This is a genomic window from Nisaea denitrificans DSM 18348 (assembly GCF_000426505.1).
Taxonomy (GTDB): domain Bacteria; phylum Pseudomonadota; class Alphaproteobacteria; order Thalassobaculales; family Thalassobaculaceae; genus Nisaea; species Nisaea denitrificans.
Genome location: NZ_AUFM01000020.1, coordinates 80,990 through 100,951 on the forward strand (window position 1 = coordinate 80,990; position 19,962 = coordinate 100,951).

At 61.0% G+C, this 19,962-nt stretch carries 17 protein-coding genes; 8 read left to right on the top strand and 9 right to left on the bottom strand.

Going from position 1 to position 19,962, the window contains the following annotated elements; all coding sequences use genetic code 11:
• The first annotated feature begins 12 nt into the window (after positions 1-12).
• On the top strand, positions 13-1,893 hold the full coding sequence (locus K328_RS0115280) for an ATP-binding protein (protein WP_156901388.1): 1,881 nt from the start codon (positions 13-15) through the stop codon (positions 1,891-1,893).
• A 36-nt stretch (positions 1,894-1,929) separates the two neighbouring features.
• Here the strand turns inward: K328_RS0115280 and K328_RS0115285 are convergent, their stop codons facing one another.
• On the bottom strand, positions 1,930-2,814 hold the full coding sequence (locus K328_RS0115285) for a dienelactone hydrolase family protein (RefSeq protein ID WP_028466719.1): 885 nt from the start codon (positions 2,812-2,814) through the stop codon (positions 1,930-1,932).
• Positions 2,815-3,012: 198 nt separating this feature from the next.
• Here K328_RS0115285 and K328_RS0115290 point away from each other — a divergent pair, with 198 nt between their 5' ends.
• Positions 3,013-3,450 (top strand): type II 3-dehydroquinate dehydratase, encoded by a 438-nt coding sequence (locus tag K328_RS0115290; RefSeq protein ID WP_028466720.1) that lies wholly within the window; start codon positions 3,013-3,015, stop codon positions 3,448-3,450.
• A 79-nt stretch (positions 3,451-3,529) separates the two neighbouring features.
• Here the strand turns inward: K328_RS0115290 and K328_RS24285 are convergent, their stop codons facing one another.
• The 4 genes from K328_RS24285 to K328_RS0115310 form a co-directional block, all read right to left on the bottom strand.
• Positions 3,530-4,633: a transporter gene (locus K328_RS24285; RefSeq protein ID WP_051284962.1), complete on the bottom strand. Its 1,104-nt coding sequence runs from the start codon at positions 4,631-4,633 to the stop codon at positions 3,530-3,532.
• Between the two features lie 131 nt (positions 4,634-4,764).
• The gene (locus tag K328_RS0115300) at positions 4,765-5,190 is read right to left on the bottom strand and encodes a DUF2946 family protein (protein ID WP_028466721.1); all 426 of its coding nucleotides are present in this window, start codon (positions 5,188-5,190) and stop codon (positions 4,765-4,767) included.
• A gap of 119 nt (positions 5,191-5,309) precedes the next feature.
• Complete coding sequence (locus K328_RS25930; RefSeq protein ID WP_051284963.1) at positions 5,310-6,875, bottom strand: sensor histidine kinase; 1,566 nt, start codon at positions 6,873-6,875, stop codon at positions 5,310-5,312.
• A gap of 33 nt (positions 6,876-6,908) precedes the next feature.
• On the bottom strand, positions 6,909-7,313 hold the full coding sequence (locus tag K328_RS0115310) for a hypothetical protein (RefSeq protein WP_028466722.1): 405 nt from the start codon (positions 7,311-7,313) through the stop codon (positions 6,909-6,911).
• A gap of 222 nt (positions 7,314-7,535) precedes the next feature.
• Here K328_RS0115310 and K328_RS0115315 point away from each other — a divergent pair, with 222 nt between their 5' ends.
• Both K328_RS0115315 and K328_RS0115320 read left to right on the top strand, forming a co-directional pair.
• Positions 7,536-8,132: a LysE family translocator gene (locus K328_RS0115315; RefSeq protein ID WP_028466723.1), complete on the top strand. Its 597-nt coding sequence runs from the start codon at positions 7,536-7,538 to the stop codon at positions 8,130-8,132.
• A gap of 2 nt (positions 8,133-8,134) precedes the next feature.
• On the top strand, positions 8,135-9,283 hold the full coding sequence (locus tag K328_RS0115320; protein WP_036554564.1) for a DSD1 family PLP-dependent enzyme: 1,149 nt from the start codon (positions 8,135-8,137) through the stop codon (positions 9,281-9,283).
• On the opposite strand, the gene K328_RS0115325 is transcribed toward K328_RS0115320, so the two are convergent.
• The gene (locus K328_RS0115325) at positions 9,277-10,170 is read right to left on the bottom strand and encodes a LysR family transcriptional regulator (protein ID WP_028466725.1); all 894 of its coding nucleotides are present in this window, start codon (positions 10,168-10,170) and stop codon (positions 9,277-9,279) included. The two genes, K328_RS0115320 and K328_RS0115325, sit on opposite strands and share 7 nt — an antisense overlap.
• Before the next feature lie 90 nt (positions 10,171-10,260).
• Between K328_RS0115325 and K328_RS0115330 the strand changes: the two genes are divergently transcribed.
• Positions 10,261-11,214, top strand: a complete 954-nt coding sequence (locus K328_RS0115330) for a PLP-dependent cysteine synthase family protein (RefSeq protein ID WP_028466726.1) — start codon at positions 10,261-10,263, stop codon at positions 11,212-11,214.
• On the top strand, positions 11,207-11,887 hold the full coding sequence (locus tag K328_RS0115335; protein ID WP_028466727.1) for a DNA-3-methyladenine glycosylase I: 681 nt from the start codon (positions 11,207-11,209) through the stop codon (positions 11,885-11,887). Before K328_RS0115330 ends, K328_RS0115335 begins: the two co-directional genes overlap by 8 nt.
• 38 nt (positions 11,888-11,925) lie before the next feature.
• On the opposite strand, the gene K328_RS26945 is transcribed toward K328_RS0115335, so the two are convergent.
• Both K328_RS26945 and K328_RS25940 read right to left on the bottom strand, forming a co-directional pair.
• Entirely contained in the window at positions 11,926-13,233 is a 1,308-nt protein-coding gene (locus tag K328_RS26945) for a tetratricopeptide repeat protein (protein WP_051284964.1), read from the bottom strand.
• 145 nt (positions 13,234-13,378) lie between these two features.
• Positions 13,379-14,686 carry a tetratricopeptide repeat protein gene (locus tag K328_RS25940; protein ID WP_084608336.1) on the bottom strand — a complete coding sequence of 436 codons (1,308 nt, stop codon included), beginning with the start codon at positions 14,684-14,686 and terminating at the stop codon, positions 13,379-13,381.
• Between the two features lie 270 nt (positions 14,687-14,956).
• Here K328_RS25940 and K328_RS0115360 point away from each other — a divergent pair, with 270 nt between their 5' ends.
• Positions 14,957-15,916 (top strand): NAD(P)-dependent oxidoreductase, encoded by a 960-nt coding sequence (locus K328_RS0115360; protein ID WP_028466730.1) that lies wholly within the window; start codon positions 14,957-14,959, stop codon positions 15,914-15,916.
• 14 nt (positions 15,917-15,930) lie between these two features.
• Positions 15,931-17,355 (top strand): aldehyde dehydrogenase family protein, encoded by a 1,425-nt coding sequence (locus K328_RS0115365; protein ID WP_028466731.1) that lies wholly within the window; start codon positions 15,931-15,933, stop codon positions 17,353-17,355.
• 163 nt (positions 17,356-17,518) lie between these two features.
• Here K328_RS0115365 and K328_RS0115370 read toward each other — a convergent pair whose 3' ends face one another.
• On the bottom strand, positions 17,519-19,894 hold the full coding sequence (locus K328_RS0115370; protein ID WP_028466732.1) for a DUF4347 domain-containing protein: 2,376 nt from the start codon (positions 19,892-19,894) through the stop codon (positions 17,519-17,521).
• Positions 19,895-19,962: the final 68 nt, after the last annotated feature.

Sequence of the window (19,962 nt, forward strand, 5' to 3'; positions counted from 1 at the left end):
GGAGACCGGCAGGTGAACAACGGGCGTATGGCTGAATCCACGATCAACCTTGCCAGGCAAAGGAAACCGATCTCCTCGATCGGAAAACGGATCATTCTGTTTCTGGTGATATTCAGTTCGGGAATCACCGTTGTGACGACCGTGATACAGCTGTATCGGGGCTACGTTATCGATGTAGGACTGATCGACAGCCAGTTCGACCTAACAAGAGCCAGCTTCAAGAACGGTATCGCGCAAAGTGTCTGGCTGCTTGACCGGCCGCAAGTGATGACGCAGCTCGATGGCATCTTGCGCATGCGTGACATCGTCTGGGCGGGGATCGAGGACGCGAAAGGAGTGACCGAGTTCGAGGTCGGAAATCGGCTGGAGAACGGCAGTGATAGCCGAATCGTCGAGATTCCGCTGGACTGGGTTTACAACGAGAAGAGTGTTCATCTCGGGGTCTTGCAGGTCGCGGCCTCCTTAGACGGAGTCTATGACCGCCTCTGGAATCAGGTCTGGGTCATCCTGATCAGCAACGGCGTCAAGACCTTCTTTGTGACGATCTTCATGTATCACTTGTTCCGCCATCTGGTGACGCGTCACCTTGCGCGGATCGCGGCTTTCCTGCGTGGTCTCGGTGACGGAGCCTCGCCGCGCAGACTAGATCTCGATCGCGGGCCGGTTTCCGTTGACTGTGGGGATGAGATTGATGCGCTCGTGCAATCGATCAACGAAATGGTCATGGAGGGTGATCGAAGCAGTATCGAAAAAGAAAATCACTGGAACCGGCTGCGGGCAATTCTTGAAGCTGTTCCAGACGGAATCATAGCGGTTGACGGCAACCTGATAGTTCGCAGCTTCAACCCCGCCGCCGAGCGAATATTCGGATGGGCAGCCTCCGATATCATTGGCCTCCCTGTAAGCGAACTCGTCCTGGTTCCCGCGGAAGTACACGACCAGCTGGCGCACAGTTTTTTCAGTCGTGGCAAGGATACTTTGCACGAGATGATGGAAGGGCGGGTCGTCGACGGACATCGGCGTGACGGTTCAGTGATCCCGATCAGGATTGTGCTATCGCCGACGCAGACGTCGGAAGGCAGGCTTGCAGTCGCGATCGTCACCGACATTACGGCTCTCCGTCTGCGGGAAATGGAAGTGGAGGAAAAGAACCGGCAGATCCGGGAGCAGCTTGTTGCTTTGCAGGATGCAAACGATGTCAAGCGCAGGTTCATCGCCGCCTTGAGCCATGAACTCAGAACGCCGCTGAACGCCATAATTGGCTTCTCCGAAATGCTGCAGACGCAGATTTCTGATCGGTGGAGCAAGGAAAGAAAGGCAGGCTATCTCTCCGATATCAACGAGGCGGGGAGACATCTGCTTTACCTGGTGAACGGCCTTCTGGATATTGCGCGTATCGAACGTGACGGTGCCACTCTGGCCCGTCAGAGACTTGACCTTTCTGTCGTCGTGGACTTTGTCGCGCGGCTTATGGCGCCCGAAACGGAGCGCCGGAAGCAAAGCCTGCAAAAGCATCTGGAACCGAACTTGCCGCTTGTGATCGGTGACGAAACAGCGGTTCAGCAGGTGATCCTCAACCTAGTGTCCAATTCGGCAAAGTTCACTCAAGACGGTGGCCTGATCAAGATCGAAGTGGCGCGGAAGGGCGATTTCCTTTCGATCAGCGTCGAGGACAATGGCTTTGGCATTCCCGCCGATCGGATCGCCGACCTCGGAAAGCCTTTCGTGCAGGTCGGCGATCACTGGTCGGGGTCTGCCGAGGGATTGGGGCTCGGTCTCGCGATCTGCCGTCTCCTCGCCGAAGAGATGGGGGGCGAGTTGTTGATCGAAAGCCAGGAAGGGGCCTGGACCCGTGTCAGCTTCACCCTCCCTGTCGCTCCGGCCATCGACTGAGGTGCAGGCTGGTCTGCACGATCTCCGGTGTCAGCGTTACCCGGCTAGATGTTTGTCGAAGAAGGCTGTCGTCCGCTCCCAGGCGAGTTTAGCGGCCGTCTCGTTGTAGCGGGGCGTCGAATTGTTGTGGAAGCCGTGATTGGTGCCGGGATAGATGTGGATCTCGTGGTCGACGCCATTTGCCTTGAGGGCGGCCTCGAAATTCTCGATCCCGGCATTCACGCGGGGGTCCTCTTCCGCGTAATGAGCCATTAGCGGCGCCTTGATCCGGGCGACATCCGCATCCGCCGGCTGACGTCCGTAGAACGGAGCACAGGCGTTGAGATCATCGCCCATTTCTACGGCGAGATAGTTCACCACCGCACCGCCGAAGCAGAAACCGGTGGCGCCGAGCTTGCCGTTCGAGAGCGGATGCGATTTCAGGAATTTGGCGCCGTTCAGCATGTCGACATGGATCTTGGCCCGGTCGAGGCCGGCCTGCAGGACCTTGCCGTCATCGTCATTGCCGGGATATCCGCCGGCCGGCCATAGCCCGTCCGGTGCGAAGGCCAGGAAGCCGGCAACGGCGGCCCGTCTGGCGACGTCTTCGATATACGGGTTGAGGCCCCGGTTCTCATGGATCACCAGGACGGCGGGAAATGGCCCGTCGCCTGACGGCTGCACCAGATAGCCCCGCATCTCACCGCTGTTTCCACCGGGTGATTCGTAAGTCTCGTAGGTTGCCTTGATCCGGGGGTCGGTGAAGGAAATGGTCTGTGCCGCCGCATAGTTCGGCAACAGCGCCTCGGCCATGGCGAGGCCGGAGCCGCCGATCACGGCGATGGTGGAGGCCCGCTTCAGGAATTCCCGGCGCTTCATGCTGCTGTGACAATACTGATCATAAAGTGCGTAGATACGCGGATCGATTTTCGACGTGTCCATCTCGTCCCTCCCTGGGAGTGATCTCACAATTACCGCCAGAAGATCATATGCGCGGTATGTGAAAAAACTCGAGACCGTCCGACACCTTCTCTTGCTGGATGACATCAAAGCCGCGTTACTTGGGCCGCCGCGCCGGGCGGCGCACAAGAAATACGCGCCGGGAGGGCGCGCAAGAAAACAAGAGGGAGGCGAAACGCCATGACACACAAGCTCCATATCCTGAACGGGCCGAACCTGAACAAGCTCGGCAAGCGCGAGCCGGAGTTCTATGGCTACACGACGCTTGGCGAAATCGAGGGATGGTGCCGGGAAGCGGCCCGAGGCCCGCTGGAATTCAAGCAGACCAACCATGAGGGCGAGCTGATCGAAATGATCCAGCAGGCCGAGGATGAGGCCGACGGCCTGATCATCAACCCGGCGGGCTACAGCTTCACCTCGGTCGCGCTGTTCGATGCTTTGAAAATATTTGAGGGTCCGAAGATCGAGCTGCACATCTCCAACATTCATGCCCGTGACAAGCTGCACGAGCATTCCCTGCTGTCGGCAGCGGCGACAGCGGTTATCTGCGGTCTCGGCCCGCGCGGTTATCTGACCGCGATGGGGGCGATTTACGAGATGCTGGATGCGCGTGCCTGAACGTCTGTCGGGCGGCAGGCCCCCCTCCGAGGTCCATACCGGGAGGGGAGCCTGCTGAGCCCATCAGCAGATTACCTGCCTAGAACATATAGGTGACACCGAGCCGGGCACTCCAGCTCGCGCCGAGGCGGGTGCCGTTGACCTTTTCATAGAGGGGCAGGCCAGCCTCCGCACCAATTCTGACGCCATTCCCCGGAGTGATGTTGAAGCCGAGCAGGCCGCCGATCCGGTCGCTCCCGTAATTGTCCGGATTGGCGCCAATGGCCGCACCGCTGATATTCGGGTCCTGGCCGTGGATTTTCCCTTCGGTCCGGGCATTGATCCGCGCAGTCGCCTGGAACCAGTCGGTGAACCGATAGCCGACCCAGCCGGTCACGCGGTGGATGTTGCCGAGGCGGTACTCCTCGGAGTTCTCGGACTGCATACGGAGAACGGCCTTGTACTGGGCACCCCATGAGATGGCGCCGGCGGCACCGGAATAAGTGATGCCGGGCAGGAAATCGACGGTACCGGAGCCGAGCTGCATGCCGTAGGGCAGACGTCGGGTCGTGTACATGCCGGTCGGCATCAGCATGCGGCCGGTTTCCTCGATGCTGCCCGTAGGCAGGCTGACGGCGCCGGCTGCGGTAATCCGGTGCATGCCTTCCTTGTAGAGCGTATAGGCCGCGCCGACCTTGACGTCTCCGATCCCCGAGCTGGAGGCACTGTTCTGGCCCCGCCGCGTCGTGCCCGACATGCCGGAGAAGGTGACCATTGTCATGTCCCTCTCGATATAGGGCACCATGGCCATCACGCCGAGAGTGTCGGTGACGCCGTACATCGCGCTGACCATGGCCATTCTGGTTTCCATCTCGGTCGGTACCATGCGCACGGTCGCGGGTGGCGCGAAGGGATTGGCGACGCTGGCTGCCGCTGTTTCCGGCGTAATTTCGTTCGAGCCCTGCAGCAACTCGTCCATCTTCATCTGCATGACGCGGGCGCCGAGCATGAAGCGGCCCTTCATCGGTGTGCGTGCACCCATGACGCCGATCGGCAACGGATGCTCGTGCCCGTGCCCGTCTATGGCCATGCCGTGTTTTGCGTCATGATTGGCATGTTGCGCGAATGTTGCGTGGGATGGTGCTGCGAACAGGGCCGCGAGTGCGGCGGTACGCAGGAATTTGAGAGTCATTGTCTGTGCCATGGTTCCTCGCATGGTCGGAATCTTTCAAATGACAGCTGTCTTCGTCCGGCGCATGAGGCCGGCGAATTGGGTCTGTCCTGGATTTCTGAAAGAAGCGGCGTGAAGCGTGGCGTCAGGCGCCGTGTGCTAAATCACGCCTGACGGCGTGGAGGCGCACGGGGTTGCAGACTGCTCGCATGGTGCGCCGCCCGGGGAAGCTCGGCGTCAACGAGCGGGGTTTGGCAGCGTGTGCCTGCCAGGAGCCCGGCCGGGCCCGGCTGTTGCGCCTGAGATGGCAGAACGCTGTTGGCCAGGCTGCAATAGATACAGTCCGGAGTGACGGCCGAACTGGGCTCTTTATCGTCGTTTTTGACGAGATTACCCTGCTCGTCTAGGGAGATCCGGACCAGGCCCTTGGCGGTGCAGATGACGGCCGTGCGAAAGGGATAGTCAGATGCCCGTTGCCCCGCCCCGCCTTGAATGGAAGCGAAAACCGTCGGGATCAACAGCTGAAGGGTCAGGCTGAGGATCAGGAAGCGCGTCAGGACGGCGCGGTGTGGAACTCCCGGAAAACGCATTCGACCTTCCTAGGTGAAGGCCGGCAGTCCAACAAAGCGGCACCTTGTCGCAGAGGGGATGCGCGGGTTATGTGGCTCGGGGACATTCGATACGGCATGTGTGCGTCGCTGGAGTGGAATCAGCCCGCTTTCTGAACCGGCGGGATGTCGTTGAGCGCGGACCGCATATAGCCCACGCGCGTGGCCGGCAGCCAGACGGAGACTGTGGTTCCGACACCCACTTCGCTTTCGAGAGTGAGCGAGCCGCCATGCAGTTCGATCATCATCTGGGCAAGCGGCAAGCCGAGGCCGGTGCCGCTCTGGGAGGCTGTAATCTCGTTATCCAGGCGCTCGAAAGCGGCCATTGCTTGCGGGATCTGGTCCGCAGACATGCCTTTTCCGGTATCCCGGATGTGGAACTCGATCCCGCCTCTGCGCGGATCGCCGTGGCGTGGACGCAACGTCACGGCGACGTGAACGCTGCCGCCATTCGGTGTGTATTTTACAGCATTGCCGATCAGGTTGAGTAGCACCTGCTTCACTTTTGTAGCATCCACATCAAGCACCAACTCGGGGTCGATCTCGGAATTGTGCAATGTGATGGAGCGCTCTTTGGCCAGGGGACTTACCAACCGAATGCACTCCATCATCAGCACGTTGACGCTGATGATCTCTTCCTCGAGCGTATCCTGCCCCGCCTCAATCCGGGCGATGTCGAGCAATTCGTTGATGATCTTCAGAAGATGGCGCCCGCTATCCCGGATGTCCCCGGAGAACTCCCGGTAACGGTCGTTCTCCAGCTTTCCGAGGGTGCCCTGCACCATGATATCGGAAAAGCCGATGATCGCATTTAGCGGGGTGCGCAGCTCATGGCTCATGGCGCGCAGGAACCGGGTTTTGGAGAAGTTGGCGAACTCCGCAGATTTCTTTGCCAGTTCCAGTTCACGCGTGCGGTCGGTGACACGATCTTCCAGCTGTCGGTTCAGGTTATTCAGATCAGCTTCTGAACGGCGCAGTTCTTCGTTCGTATTCACCAATGCCTGATCGCGCTGACGTTCGCGTTCGACCATTGCATTATAGGCGCGCACCACCAGTCCCATCTCATCGCGGCCCCGCCAGTTCACAGTTTGCAGCTCGCCGCTTTCAGACGAATTTCGGATGGCGGCCAGCAATCGCGACAATGGCCGTTCCACGAGGAACGTGAATCCCGCCGCGACAGCGATCATGGCCGCGAGAAAAGCGACGCCGATGGCCGAAAGGCCCAGCATGTATTCAAAGTGCCGCTGTGCGTGCAGTTCCGCGTCGGTGAAGAGAACGCGCAGCTCCCAGCCTTGCTGGGTGGAGACGGGGATATTGATTTCGAGGCCTTCGAGATCAGTTGGACAGCCCTGCGAAGACGGGAGAGCGGCTACTGGAGTGCGTCCGTTCCTGGACAGCTCGGCGCATAGGAATGCCCGGTCCGCAGCCAAAGGAGAGAGCAGGTCACGTGCCAGGAATGGGCTGCCATAGGCCTGGTGACGGTCAATTGCGAGTGCGGTGCGGGCCGCCAGATTTCCGATCCGGGTTGCCAGCATTTCCTCGTCCGAAAGCGAGGTTGTCACAAGCAGAATCCAAACGCCAGGCACGATGAGCGCGAGAAAAGCTACGCCGACAATTGCCAGCAACTTGACTTTCAGGCGTTTCAGCAGTGCCAGCTTGGCGTTCATTTCATGTCACCCGGATGTGCAAGGTCGTGCGCCTTAGCGCAACCTTGCGACCTTTCCGTCCGCCATCAGGCGCTTCAACAAAACCCGGTCGGCAACAGCCGTGTGGAACACCACATACGCGCTATCCCGGCGCGCCATGTAATAGTCAACGGGTACGTTCTTGCCATTGTCATCCCGGTAGTCGAAGCAGAGGACGTAGTGATCGCCCATGGTCAGGATCATGGGGTGTGCTGTCACGGGGTGCAGGCGCTGAACGTCTCCTGTCTTCTGCTCCAGATAGAGCAGGGCGCCATCAACGAGTTGCCCGTCTACATGGCGCTGCATGGAAGCCTGGATCGATGCTTTCTCCGCCAGGGTAAGGGCAGAGGCTTGTGACGGAGCAGCAAGCGAGGATGCCAGCAGAACGAGGCCAAAGATGATTATGTGAAGCTTGGTCATTGGTTTTCTCACTCCCAAATAGGACTTTCAATTTATCGGCGGAAGTTAAAGAAGCCGTTAATTTGCCTAAACGCGTCTGCATGGGAGGTATGCTTTTCAGTCAAGATGCATCCTCAGGGTTGATTCAAGCTTGGGGCGCTTGATGCTGAAGCATTTGACAGTCTTGGGGATGCGGATAGTCTTCCGGTCAGAGTCGTCCCGCCCTTTATCTTCCGAGTTCTCATGCTGTCTTTCGTCACGGCAATTTTCTTTTTGCTCATCACGCCGGGAATTGGGGTGCTGACAACGGCGGGCATCGGCGCGGGATACGGTTTTGCGTCCGGGGCACGGTTCCTGATCGGGTTGTTTCTTGGCACGAACGCGGTGGCCATTCTTGTGGTCACGGGGATTGCAGCAATTGTCTTGGCAAACCCGATCCTCGGGCCCGTCCTGCTCTACGGCTCGGTTGTTTATCTGCTCTACCTGGCTTTCCGGATCGGCTGGGCAGGTTCGAAAATCGCCTTTGTGGAGCGCCAGAGCGCACCAGGCGTGATCGGCGGCTTCGGCCTGCAACTCATCAATCCGAAGGCCTATGCGGTGAACACGACCCTGTTCTCCGGTTTCCATTTCATGGCCGAGAACCAGAGTATGGAGATAGTGCTGAAGTTCGTCGCCATCAACGCGATCTGGATCCCGGTGCATCTGGCCTGGCTCTGGGCCGGGGTCTCGCTGAAAAAGCTGGACCTTTCGGACCGCACGCAATCTCTGATCAATAAGGGCATGGCGCTGTCTATGGTTATTGTGGTCGTTCTGGCCGCATGGCCACGCGAGGGAGGCTGAACATGATAGACGAGACCGGAACCCTGGAAGTCGGCTTCGATGTACCGGCGACGGTCGGGATGAGCGAGGGCGATATCCAGACGCCGTGCCTTGTCATCGACCTTGACGCGTTCGAGCATAATGTCGCGGCCATGCGTGGTTTCGTGGCGGATATGGGCGTCGATCTGCGCGTCCACGGCAAGATGCACAAGTCGGCCGACATTGCCCGCTACCAGATCGAAAAAGGCGGTGCCGTCGGTGTTTGCTGTCAGAAAGTGTCGGAGGCCGAAGCGCTCGCCCGCGGGGGCGTTGTCGATATCCTGATCACCAACCAGGTGCGCAGTCCGTTGATGATCGGCCGATTGGCGCAATTGGCGAAGACGGTCCGTATCGGCGTTTGCATTGACGATATCGATAACGTTGCCGAATTGTCAGACGCTGCGGTCCGTGCCGGTAGCGCGATCGAGGTTCTGGTGGAGATCGATTGCGGAGCCGGACGTTGCGGCGTCGAGCCGGGGGCGGCCTCGGTCGATCTGGCGAAAGCTATCGTCGCCGCGCCGGGACTGACATTTCGCGGCATTCAGGCCTATCACGGCGGCGCGCAGCATGTACGCGACTTCGCCGAGCGCAAGGCCCGGATCGAGGCGGCGATTGCACATGCGCGCGACACGCGGGACCTGCTGATCGACGCAGGCATCGGCTGTCCGAGCGTGACCGGGGCCGGCACCGGCTCCTATCCGTTCGAGGGCCGCTCCGGTGTCTATACGGAATTGCAGTGCGGCTCTTACGCTTTCATGGATGCGGATTATCAGCAGGTCCGGGACGAGAGTGGCGCGCCGATCTCCGAATTCAAGAACGCGTTCTTCCTGCTGACGAGCGTGATGAGTAATGCCAAGCCGGGGCAGGCGGTCTGCGATGCCGGTCTCAAGGTGCAGAGCGTTGATTCAGGCTTGCCGGTGATCTTCGGGCGGGACGATGTCGAATATGTCGCCTGCTCCGACGAGCACGGCACCATCCGCGATCCGCGAGACGTGCTGCGGATTAACGAGAAGCTGAAGCTGGTGCCGGGCCATTGCGATCCGACCTGCAATATCCACGACTGGTATGTCGGCGTGCGCGGTGGTGCTGTCGAATGCCTCTGGCCGGTAACGGCTCGTGGCAAGGCTTACTGATCCTGCTCTCCCAGCATTCCTGAATAGAAACTCCGCCGGTCCCTGAAATGGCCAAGCAGGGCTTCCCGCAGCACCCTGATGCGGGCCGTGCGGCGGAGGTCCGTTCGATATAGCAGCCAGATGCTTCGATCCGGTATCACTGTTGCGCCGGGTACTCTGACCAGCGAAGGAGTACTGTCGCCCAGAAAGCAGGGCAGCAGAGACAGATAAGGCCCGCTCTCCGCCAGACCGATTTGCGCGTGGTGCTCGGGGGCATTGTGCCGGAGCGGCAGGTCCGGATATCCGGTGTTGCCCGTCCAGGGCCGTTCTTCCTCGGCGTCTTTCCAGTCCAGCCACGCGATGCCCGGATCGCCCGCTGAAAGCAGGGCGCAGGTTTCCGGGGTCGCATAGGCCGTCTTGCCGTACTGGAGAATGCGCCGGCCGATGGCGTCATCCTCGACGGCGAAGGCCATGCGCACGGAGATATCCGCTTCCAGATCGGCAAGGCGGGAAAAACGATCACCGACATCGAGCGTGAGGCTGATCCCCGGATAGTGCTCAGCGAAACCCGCAAGCACCCCCGAAAGTCCGGCCTCGAACAGGGCAAAGGGCAGGCTGACGCGAATGCCGCCGGCCAGTGCCTCGTCCTTGCCGCCAACCGCAGCCCGGACGTTGCGGAAGGAATCTTCCATCTCTTCCGCATGGAGTGTCAGCTCCAGCCCAGCCTCCGTCGCCACCAGTCCCTTGCGTGTCCGGTCGAATAGGCGGGCGCCGAGCGCGTCCTCCAGCTTTTTCAAGCGCTGAAGAACGGTGCCGTGATTGACCCCGAGCGCACCTGCGGCCTTGCGCAGAGAGCCATGCCTGCGGAGCGCGAGGAAGAAACGGAGGTCGTCCCACTCAGTGTTCAAAATAGTATCCACATTGTTCGAATAATTCGATCTTATGGACCGTAAAATAGACGCCTACGGTCCGATCCACCAGAGCTCCCGGAGGTAGTTGTGATTAACGTCGAGAATTCTATTCTGAGCCGGATCGGAAACACGCCGCTGATCGAGCTGAAAACACTGGTGCCCGAGGGTTCCGCACGGGTGTTGCTGAAAATTGAGAGCGAGAACCCGACCGGCAGTATGAAGGATCGCATGGCGCTGGCGATGATCGAGGCGGCGGAGCGGGATGGCCGCCTGCAGCCCGGTGCGCCGGTGGTGGAATATACTGGCGGCAGCACCGGCGTTTCGCTCGCCATGGTCTGCGCTGTGAAGGGATACCCGCTGCATATCGTCTCGTCCGAAGCGTTCAGCATCGAGAAGCGGCGGCATATGCAGGCGCTGGGCGCGGATCTGACGGTGGTGCCGAGCGCCGGGGGCCGGATGGACGCGGCTCTGACCCATGCCATGATCGCCGAGGCCGACAGGATCAGGGGGAAGACCGGCGCCTGCTGGACCGATCAGCTGAAGAACGCGGATCAGCTCTCCGCCTATCATGCGATGGGCGCGGAGATCTGGCAGCAGACGGACGGCATGGTCGATGCGTTCGTGCAGACGACCGGCACGGCGGCATCGGCGCGTGGTGTCTCGGAATTCCTCAAGTCGAAGCGCCGCTCCATCCGGACGGTCGCCATCGAGCCGAGCGAGTCGGCGGTTCTTTCCGGTGGCAAAACCGGAGCGCACCGGATCGAGGGTGTGGGCGCGGGCTTCGTCGTGCCGCTCTGGGATCCGGTGCCGATTGACGAAGTTGCAACCGTCTCGACTGGCGATGCCATGGCCATGGCGCGTCGACTGGCCAGGGAGGAAGGCATCTTCGCAGGAACCTCCACTGGCGCAAATGTGAACGTGGCGCTGCGCGTTGCGGCGGATCTGGGCCCGAACCATTGCGCTGTCACCATAATGTGTGACAGTGGGGTCAAATATCTCAGCACGGAACTCTACAACCGCACGGACGAGGCCGATGAGTGAGTCCTTTCAGGAAATCCGCGCCCGGGCCGAAGCGCATCATGGCGGCGCAGAGGCGATCGACGCCCGTCTCGCCGATCTTGCCGACAGACCGGACCCGGCATCCCTGCCGGACGATCGCATCCTCGCCGAGATGTCGAAGCGGGTCTTTCAGGCAGGGTTCGTCTGGAAGATCATCGAGAGCAAATGGCCGGGATTTGAAGAGGCCTTCGACGGCTTCGACATCGCGGTGAACAGCGAGATGAGCGAGGAACGGTTGTCGGCACTGCTCGCCGATACCGGGATCATCCGTAACAAGGCGAAAATCCTGGCGGTGCGCGATAATGCGCGCCTGGTGGAGCAGATGGCGGCCCTCGACCGCAGCGCAGGCCGGTTCATCGCCAACTGGGATGCGGCCGATCAGATCGGCCTGATGGACTATCTGAAAAAGCACGGCAACCGGCTTGGGGGGCTGACCGGTCAGTATTTTCTCCGCTTTGTCGGGCGCGACGGGTTCGTTCTGTCTAAGGATGTCACCACGGCGCTGAAGGCGGCGGGCGTGATCGACGGGCTGGCCACGTCCAAATCTGCGCTGGCCAAAATCCAGGCCGCTTTTAACCGCTGGGGCGACGAGAGTGGCCAGTCCCAGGCCGCGATCAGCCGCACGCTGGCCCTGTCGGTCGGCCCGAAGGCTTAGACCGGCATATCCAAGCTCCGGAAGCTTTCCTCAGCAGCCTAGCGCCAGTGCTCGGCTACCCACCCGTGCGGAACCTGATGGGGCTTCGGCTCCGTCGGAAAGGTCACGATCTTCGCGCCGGTCTGCGCCAAATCTGCCGAAGTGATGTCCGGTTCGAGCGATTTATAAAGCCGGATCGGCGCGCGCGGGAAGGCGTCGATCCCGGGCATGCATTTCTCGATCCAGTCCTGATCGCCGACCAGCCGATCGATGTCGTTGCTACTGAAACGGTCATAAACCGGCGCGGCAAAAGTCCGGTCGAACAGCATGACGGAGGAGTTGTAGCCTGGTGTGTAGGCATGTTCGAGGATGTAGAAACCCACTTTCAAACCCTCGATGAACCCGAGGTCTCCGACGATTACCGTATCGAGGTCGAGATAGAAGATCGTCTGATCTGTGAATGGCGTTTGCGGATCGAACAGGGCCAGCTTGGTCCACCATCCCCGGGTCTGGAGTGCCGATATATCGACAATGTCGATCTCTGGGGAAATGCCCTGGGGGTCGTCGGTCAAGCAGGCGAACCGCCAGTTCCCCGGCAGATGGCGCCGGACCATCGCGTACAGGCGATTGACATAATCCGCTCCGTATTTCGTCCCGTGCTTGACGCAGGCAACGGTCAGGTGATCGAGGTCTACCGGCCGTGCGTCGGCGCTTTGCGATGGTGGCCCGTCACGTAGCAACGCTCGCGCCCGTGCCAGAGTGTTGTTGAGCAAAGGCAGGTCGATTTTATACGGGAACGCCTCGATCACCCGCACCGCCTCCGCATAGTCGCCGGTATTGACACGAATCCGCGACACCCGCGTGAGGGCAGAACCGAAGAAACTCTCTTGTTCCTTGTTCAGGGCCTGCCCGTTTGATTTCAGAGCGCGTGAGAAGATCTGCTGAAATATTGCGATGGTTCGGTCGAACTCTCCTCGCATGTACAGAATTCTGGCAAGCGAATCCAGGATCCTCAATTCGAGTCCGAGGGTCTCGGCCGTCATTGTTTTCAGCAGTTTTTCAAGCAGCCGCGATGCCTCGTCATGCCGGCCGGTATCGACCAGCAAGGAGGATAGTTGGTAGGCCAGGCCGGTAACGTCCGGATGGGCTTCGCAGAGGGCTCTCGAATGCCGGAGCGCTGCTTCGGTGTCGCGCTCCAGATGATTGACGCCAGCGTCACGGCGAGCACCTTTCCACGCAATATAATGTTTTATCAAGGCCCTGCGGAGATCGTAGGTGCCTTCTGCTGCCGCAGCGTCCTGAAGGCAGAGTTCCGCCTCCCGAACGGCTTCCGGGTCCCCAGCGTGAATTCTTTCGATTAGCGACATATTCGGACAAATACCTAGCAGCGTATCTGAGTTAAAGGATAGCCGAAGTAACGAAAAACGCTGTCGCTATAATGCACAATTTACTGCCTCAAGCGACGTTCCCTGGAAAGTCCGCCGCACTGTGAAGGACGAATTTCGCGCGAGCCTAGCGCCAGTGTTCCGCCACCCAGCCATGCGGGATCTCGTGAGGTTTTGGCACCGATGGAAATGTCACGATTTTCGCGTCGGTCCGGGCCAGATCTGTCGCAGAGATATCCGGTTCGAGTGATTTATAAAGTCGGATGGGCGCGCGCGGGAAGGTATCGATCCCGGGCATGCATTCCTCGATCCAGTCCTGGTCACCGACCAGCCGGTCGATGTTGCTGCTTTCGAAACGGTGATGAACTGGCGCGGCAAATGCCCTGTCGAACAGCATGACGGAGGAATTGTAGCCCGGTATGAAGGAGTGCTCAAGGACGTAGAAACCCACTTTCAGGCCCTCAATAAATCCTAGGTCTCCGACGATTACCGTGTCTAGGTCGAGATAGAAGATCGTCTGGTCTGCGAACGGTGTTTGCGGATCGAACAGGGCCAGTTTCGTCCACCAACCCCGAGTTTCGATATTCGATATGTCGATAATGCCGACCTCGGGGCGAATGCCCTGCGGGTCGTCGGTCAGGCACACGAACCGCCAGTTTCCCGGCAGATGGCGGCGTACCATCGCGTATAGACGATTGACATAGTCCGGCCCGTATTTCTCTCCGTGTTTGACGCAGGCGATCGTTAATTGATTCAGGTCGACCGGTCGCGCGTCGGGGCTTTGCGATGGCACCCCGTCGCGCAACAAGGCGCGGGCCCGGTCCAGTGTGTTGTTGAGAAACGGTAGTTTGATTGTGTGCGGAAACGCCTCGACTACCCGGACCGCTTCCGCATAGTCGCCGGTATTTATGCGGATCCGCGACAGTCGCGCGAGGGCCGAGCCGAAGAAACCTTCCTGATTTTCGCTCAGGGATGGCCCGCATGCTTTCAGTGAGAGCGAGAAGATCTGCTCGAACAGTGCGGCGGCTCGTTCGAGTTGTCCTCGGGCGGTAAGCACCCGCGCGAGCGATTCCATGATGGTCATCTTGAGGCCGAGGGAGTTGTTCGGCACCGTCTCCAGAAGCCTTTCGAGTAGCTGCAACGCCTCGTCGATCCGGCCATTTTCAATCAACAGTGAGGATAGCCGGTGGGCTAGGCCTGTATCTTCCGGGGAGGCTTCGTGGATCGCCCTCATATGTCGGAGCGCTGCCTCGGAGTCACGCTCCAGATGGCTGGTGCCAGCGTCCCGGCGAACGCCCTTCCAGGCCATATAATGCTTTATCAGAACTCTGCGGAGGTCGAAGGCATTCTCCACTACTGCGGCATCCTGAAGGCTGATTTCAGCCTCCCGAACGGCTTCTGGGTCCCCGCCGAGAACTCTGTCGACTAGCGACATGGCCGGATGACTATCAGGGAGCGTTTCTGAATGAAGGGCACAGCCGAGGATCCAAACGAATTAAAGGGGCAAAAGCGACAGATCCCAACTCTATCACACGGAATTTGGCCTCTCCAGAGGCGCTCTCCCCGTGACTGTCTCGCACAGCAACTTCCCGGCCCCGGCTATCATAAGCACAGCTTGATCTACTGATAATTATTTATCGATTTCTTTTTGCCTCCCGCCTCGCCAAGCTCCCGGTTTCGAAGCGCCAGACAGCGGGGAATGGCAATGAAAATAGGGTTTATCGGGCTCGGCAATGTAGGGGCGAAACTGGCGGGCAGTCTGCTCCGCAACGGCGCGGATCTGGTGGTGCGCGATCTTGATCCGGCGCATGTGCAGCCCTTCCTCGACAAGGGCGCGGAGTTCGGCGCGAGCCCGAAAGCCGTGGCCGAGGCCTGCGATGTGATCATCACCTGCTTGCCGAGCCCGGCGATTTCGGCCGCCGTGATGGAAGGCGAGGACGGTATTCTCGAAGGCCTGACGCCCGGCACAATCTGGGCCGAGATGTCGACCACCCACGCCGAAGAAGTGAAACGGCTCGGTGCCCTTGTCACGGCGAAGGGCGGGGAAGCCGTGGATTGTCCTGTGTCCGGCGGCTGCCACCGTGCGGCGACCGGCAATATCGCGATCCTTGCCGGCTGCTCCCGCCCGACCTTCGAGAAGATCCTGCCGGTGCTGACCATGATGGGCCGCCGCATCCTGCACACGGGCGACCTCGGTACCGCCTCGGTGCTGAAGGTGATGACCAACTACCTTGCGACCGTCAATCTCATCTCCGTGTGCGAAGCTCTGGTGACCTCCAAGGCGGCCGGCATGGATCTCAACACCACGTTCGAGGCGATCAAAATTTCGTCGGGCAATTCCTTCGTCCACGAGACGGAAAGCCAGGTCATCCTCAACGGCTCACGCGATATCAGCTTCACCATGGATCTGGTGCTGAAGGATATCGGGTTGTTTCAGGAAATTGCCGAAACGAACGGCGTGCCGCTCGAGATCTCGCCGTTGATCAACAAGATCTTCGCCGATGGTATCGATCGTTTCGGGCCGCGTGAGTTGTCGCCGAACATCATCAAGCGTCTGGAAGAGGTAACCGGTCTCGACATCACAGCCCCCGGCTTTCCAACGGAGATGGAAGATGACGAGCCGGAAGAGCCGGGCTATGAAATTATCCCACAAGGTCGTTCATAACCGGGAGCAAGACCATGCTGGACAGGCGCGCATTCTATATCGACGGTACGTGGGTTGCCCCGTCCGAGGCCCGCGATTTCGAGGTGCTGAACCCGGCGACGGAGCAGCCGGTCGCGGTGATCTCGCTGGCTTCCGATGTGGATGTGGACCGGGCGGTACGGGCCGCCCGCGACGCGTTCGAGTTGTGGAGTGAGACGGCGGTTTCCGAGCGTGCGGACATGCTGCGCCGGGCGCTGGAGATCTATCTCCGCCGCCGGGACGAGATCGCCGAGGCGATGACGCTCGAAATGGGCGCGCCGCGCGATTTCTCCCGGGACAGCCAGGCGCCCTGTGGTGATGCTCTGCTGGCGGCGGCGATCGAAGCGCTTGAGGCGCATCAGTTCGAGCGGCCGAGCCTGCGCGGCGGCAGCACGCTCAGGGACGAGGCGGCGGGTGTCGCCGGGCTGATCACGCCCTGGAACTGGCCGGTCAATCAGGTCATGGCCAAGGTCGCCTCCGCGCTTGCCGCCGGATGCACCATGGTTCTGAAGCCGAGCGAGTACGCCCCGCTTTCGGCCGGTATCGTCGCCGAGGTGCTGGCCGAGGTCGGGTGCCCGCCCGGCGTTTTCAACATGGTGCATGGCGATGGCCCCGGCACCGGCGCGGCGCTCTCCGCCCATCCCGAGATCGACCTGCTGTCTTTCACCGGCTCCACCCGTGCAGGCCAGCTTGTCATGACGGCCGCCGCGAACGGCATCCGCCGGGTGGCGCTGGAGCTGGGCGGCAAGTCGCCGAACATCCTTTTCGCCGACGCGGACCTGCCGGCAGCACTGCAATTCAGTGTCGAGAACTGCTTCTCCAACAGCGGCCAGTCCTGCGATGCGCCGACCCGCCTGCTGGTCGAAAGCGCGGTCTATGAGGAAGCCGTCTCCCTCGCGGAGCGCTTCGCCGCCGCAGTCAATGTCGGGGATCCGCAACAACCGGGCGCGCATATCGGCCCGCTGGTGAACGCCCTCCAGTTCGAGCGGGTGCAGGGCCATATCCGCAAGGGCATCGAGGAAGGCGCCCGCGTCGTGACCGGCGGTCTCGGCAAACCGGAAGGCTTCGAGACCGGGTATTTCGTCAAGCCGACCCTGTTTGCCGATGTCACGAACGACATGCATATCGCCCGAAACGAGATCTTCGGCCCGGTGCTGGTGATGATCCCGTTCGACGGCGAGGACGAGGCGGTGCGGATCGGCAATGACACGCCTTACGGCCTCGCCGCCTATATCCAGACCGCAGACCCTGAAAAAGCCCAGCGCGTCGCGCGACGGCTTCGGGCGGGGAACATCTATATCAACGGCAATTTCGCAGATACCGACGTGCCCTTCGGCGGCTTCAAACAATCCGGCATCGGCCGCGAGAACGGCCCGCTTGGGCTGGAGGATTTCCTGGAGACGAAGGCGATCACGGGATAGGGGGGAGGGGCAATCGGCTCCCTCCCTCTCTCCGTCATCCCGACGCAGGTCGGGATCCATGGATGAAGGGCTATGTCCTATGACCTCTGGGTCCCGTTTTTCAACGGGATGACGGATATGGTGCGGTGGAGGGGAGACGTACCCGGCTCCGGCCCGCTGCCGGTTACATAAGATCCCATCCGGACGACGCATTCAGCCCAAGCGCCGACTGGCTGACGTCGATCAGCGTGACGGTGCCGCCGTCGGAGAGGGTGAGCACGGTGTTGCCGGCGCTTTCCGCTGCCGTGTAGGTCAGCCCGCTGTCGAACTGCAGACTGTCGATGCCGGTTTGGAAATCATTGATTTGGTCGCTGCCGCCGCCGGCCGTGAACAGGAAGGTGTCGGCCCCATCGCCACCGACCAGCGTGTCGTCTCCGGCATTGCCGACGAGCAGGTCCGCGCCGCTGTCTCCGGCCAGGTAATCGGCGCCCTGGCCGCCGTAGAGCGTATCATTGCCGAGATTGCCGCTGAGGCTGTCATTGCCGCTATTGCCATAGACGATATCGTTGCCCTGGCCGCCATAGAGGAGGTCGTCGTTCTCTCCGCCGGAGAGGGTGTCGTTGCCCTTGTTACCGTAGACGACGTCGTTGTCGTTGCCACCAAACACCGTGTCGCCGTCCCTGCCTCCGTAGAGTGTGTCCATGCCTCCGCCGCCGAAGACATAATCGGTACCCTGGTTGCCATAGACGATATCCTCGCCCCAAGCTGAGCCGACGGTGTCGTCGCCGCCGCCACCAGCAAGGGTGTCGTCTTCGGCACCGAGCGAGATGAACTGTGCCGCATCGTCGCCGACAACGTAGTTCTGGCCGCCGCCCCCGTTCACGGTGGCGCTGCCGACGATGGCGGCGAACTCGATATTGTCGAGCTGTACGGTCGAGCCGGTGGGCAGGCCGGACGTGTCAATGACGAAAGCCTCGGAGCCGGAGGTGGACGTGCTGCCGGTGATCTGGACTGTCTGGGCGGTCGAGCCGGAACTGGAGAAGCCGATGGTGCGGACATCCAGCGCCATGCTGCCGGAGCCATTGATGAAACTCTGGCCGTGGCCGGAGAGGAAGCTTTGCGCCCCCACAACCGGCTCGGTGGTCTGGATCTGTTGCGTGAGAGAGGTCGTCGCCGCGGTCGAGGTGACCGCCGTCGAGGTGCCGGAATTGGTTAGCGAAAGGCCGGAGGGCAGGGTCGCGGTGACGGTGTTGCCGCTGCCGGTATTCTGCACAAGCGCGCCGGAGGCGGTGCCGCCGGTATTGTTCACAAGCGTGCGGCCGGTGGCCGTACCGGCGGTATCTTCCGAGGTCTGGTTTGTCACCGTCAGACCGCTGCCAGAGGAACTGCCCGACGAGCCACCGCTGCCGCCGGATGATGGCGGGGTGTAGGACACGGCGGTCAGGGTCGTGGTGCTGCCGTCGTAGGCTGCGTTAAACTTGAGCGAGGCACTCGTTCCAGCGAGGTTGATTGTCTCGCTGCCACTGCCAACCGAGAGGGTGCTGCCGACAACACTCCCGTTCAGGCTGGAAAGGTCCTGGCCGTTGACCAGGATCTGGTCCCCGGAAGCGAGGCCGGAGATCGTGTCCCCGTTGAATTCCGAAGCCGTGCCGTAGAAGATATCGTTGCCGTCGCCGCCGCTGAGCAGGTCGTTGTCCGCGCCGCCGCGCAGGGTGTCGACGCCGGCGTCGCCGATCAGGGTGTCGCTGCCGGCGTCGCCGAAGAGGAGATCGGCACCGGCACCGCCGACCAGGCTGTCATTGCCGAGATGTCCGGATATCGTATCGTTGCCGTCGCCGCCCAGCAGGGTATCGGATTCCGTGCCGCCATTTATGCTGTCGTTGCCATCCTCGCCATACACAAGATCGTTTCCTCCTCCAACGACGAGAAGATCGTCGCCGAGGCCGCCATAGACCGTGTCGTTGCCGTCGGAAGAGTAGATAGAATCGTTTCCAGCCAGTCCGCTGATCGTATCGTCGGCGGTGTGGCCGGTGAGAAAGTCATTTCCAGCCGTTCCGGTTATGGGCACCGGGCCCAAGCTTTCCGGATACGAGGCAAGGGCGGAGGGAGCGAAGACGGTCGCCGCCGCGGCCAAACCGCTCCATCCGGCGTCTGCGCCGAGATCGGTTTCCGAGGCGTGGACCGGGACACCGAGATGGGCCTCCAGCCCGGAGATGAACTTCCGACCCGCCTGGTTTGACCCGGTCGAGCAGGCCATGAGCAGCACGTCCGCGCCGGGCGCCAGTGCGGCGCGGATACTGGCGAGCGCGTCGGCTTTGAGTTCGAGCGTTTCCCGATCGATGCGCTGTCCCGAAAGTGTGAAAGTCCCGGGGCCGCCATGGGTCAGAATGGCAATCTGCCCTACCGGCGCGGCGCGGGCGACGATGGAGGCGATTTCGGAAAGCGGGTCGGCCCATGACGCCAGCCGATGCACCCTGGCATCCGGATCAAGACCCTCTACCAGAAGGTGGGCATACCGGACGGAGGAATCGACGAACAGAACGGTTTCGTGGCGTGTCATGACGTGCTTTGCCTCACTTTTCGTGACGGTGCGGGGCCGGATGGTTTGCTGGGGAACTCTGAGGCCGC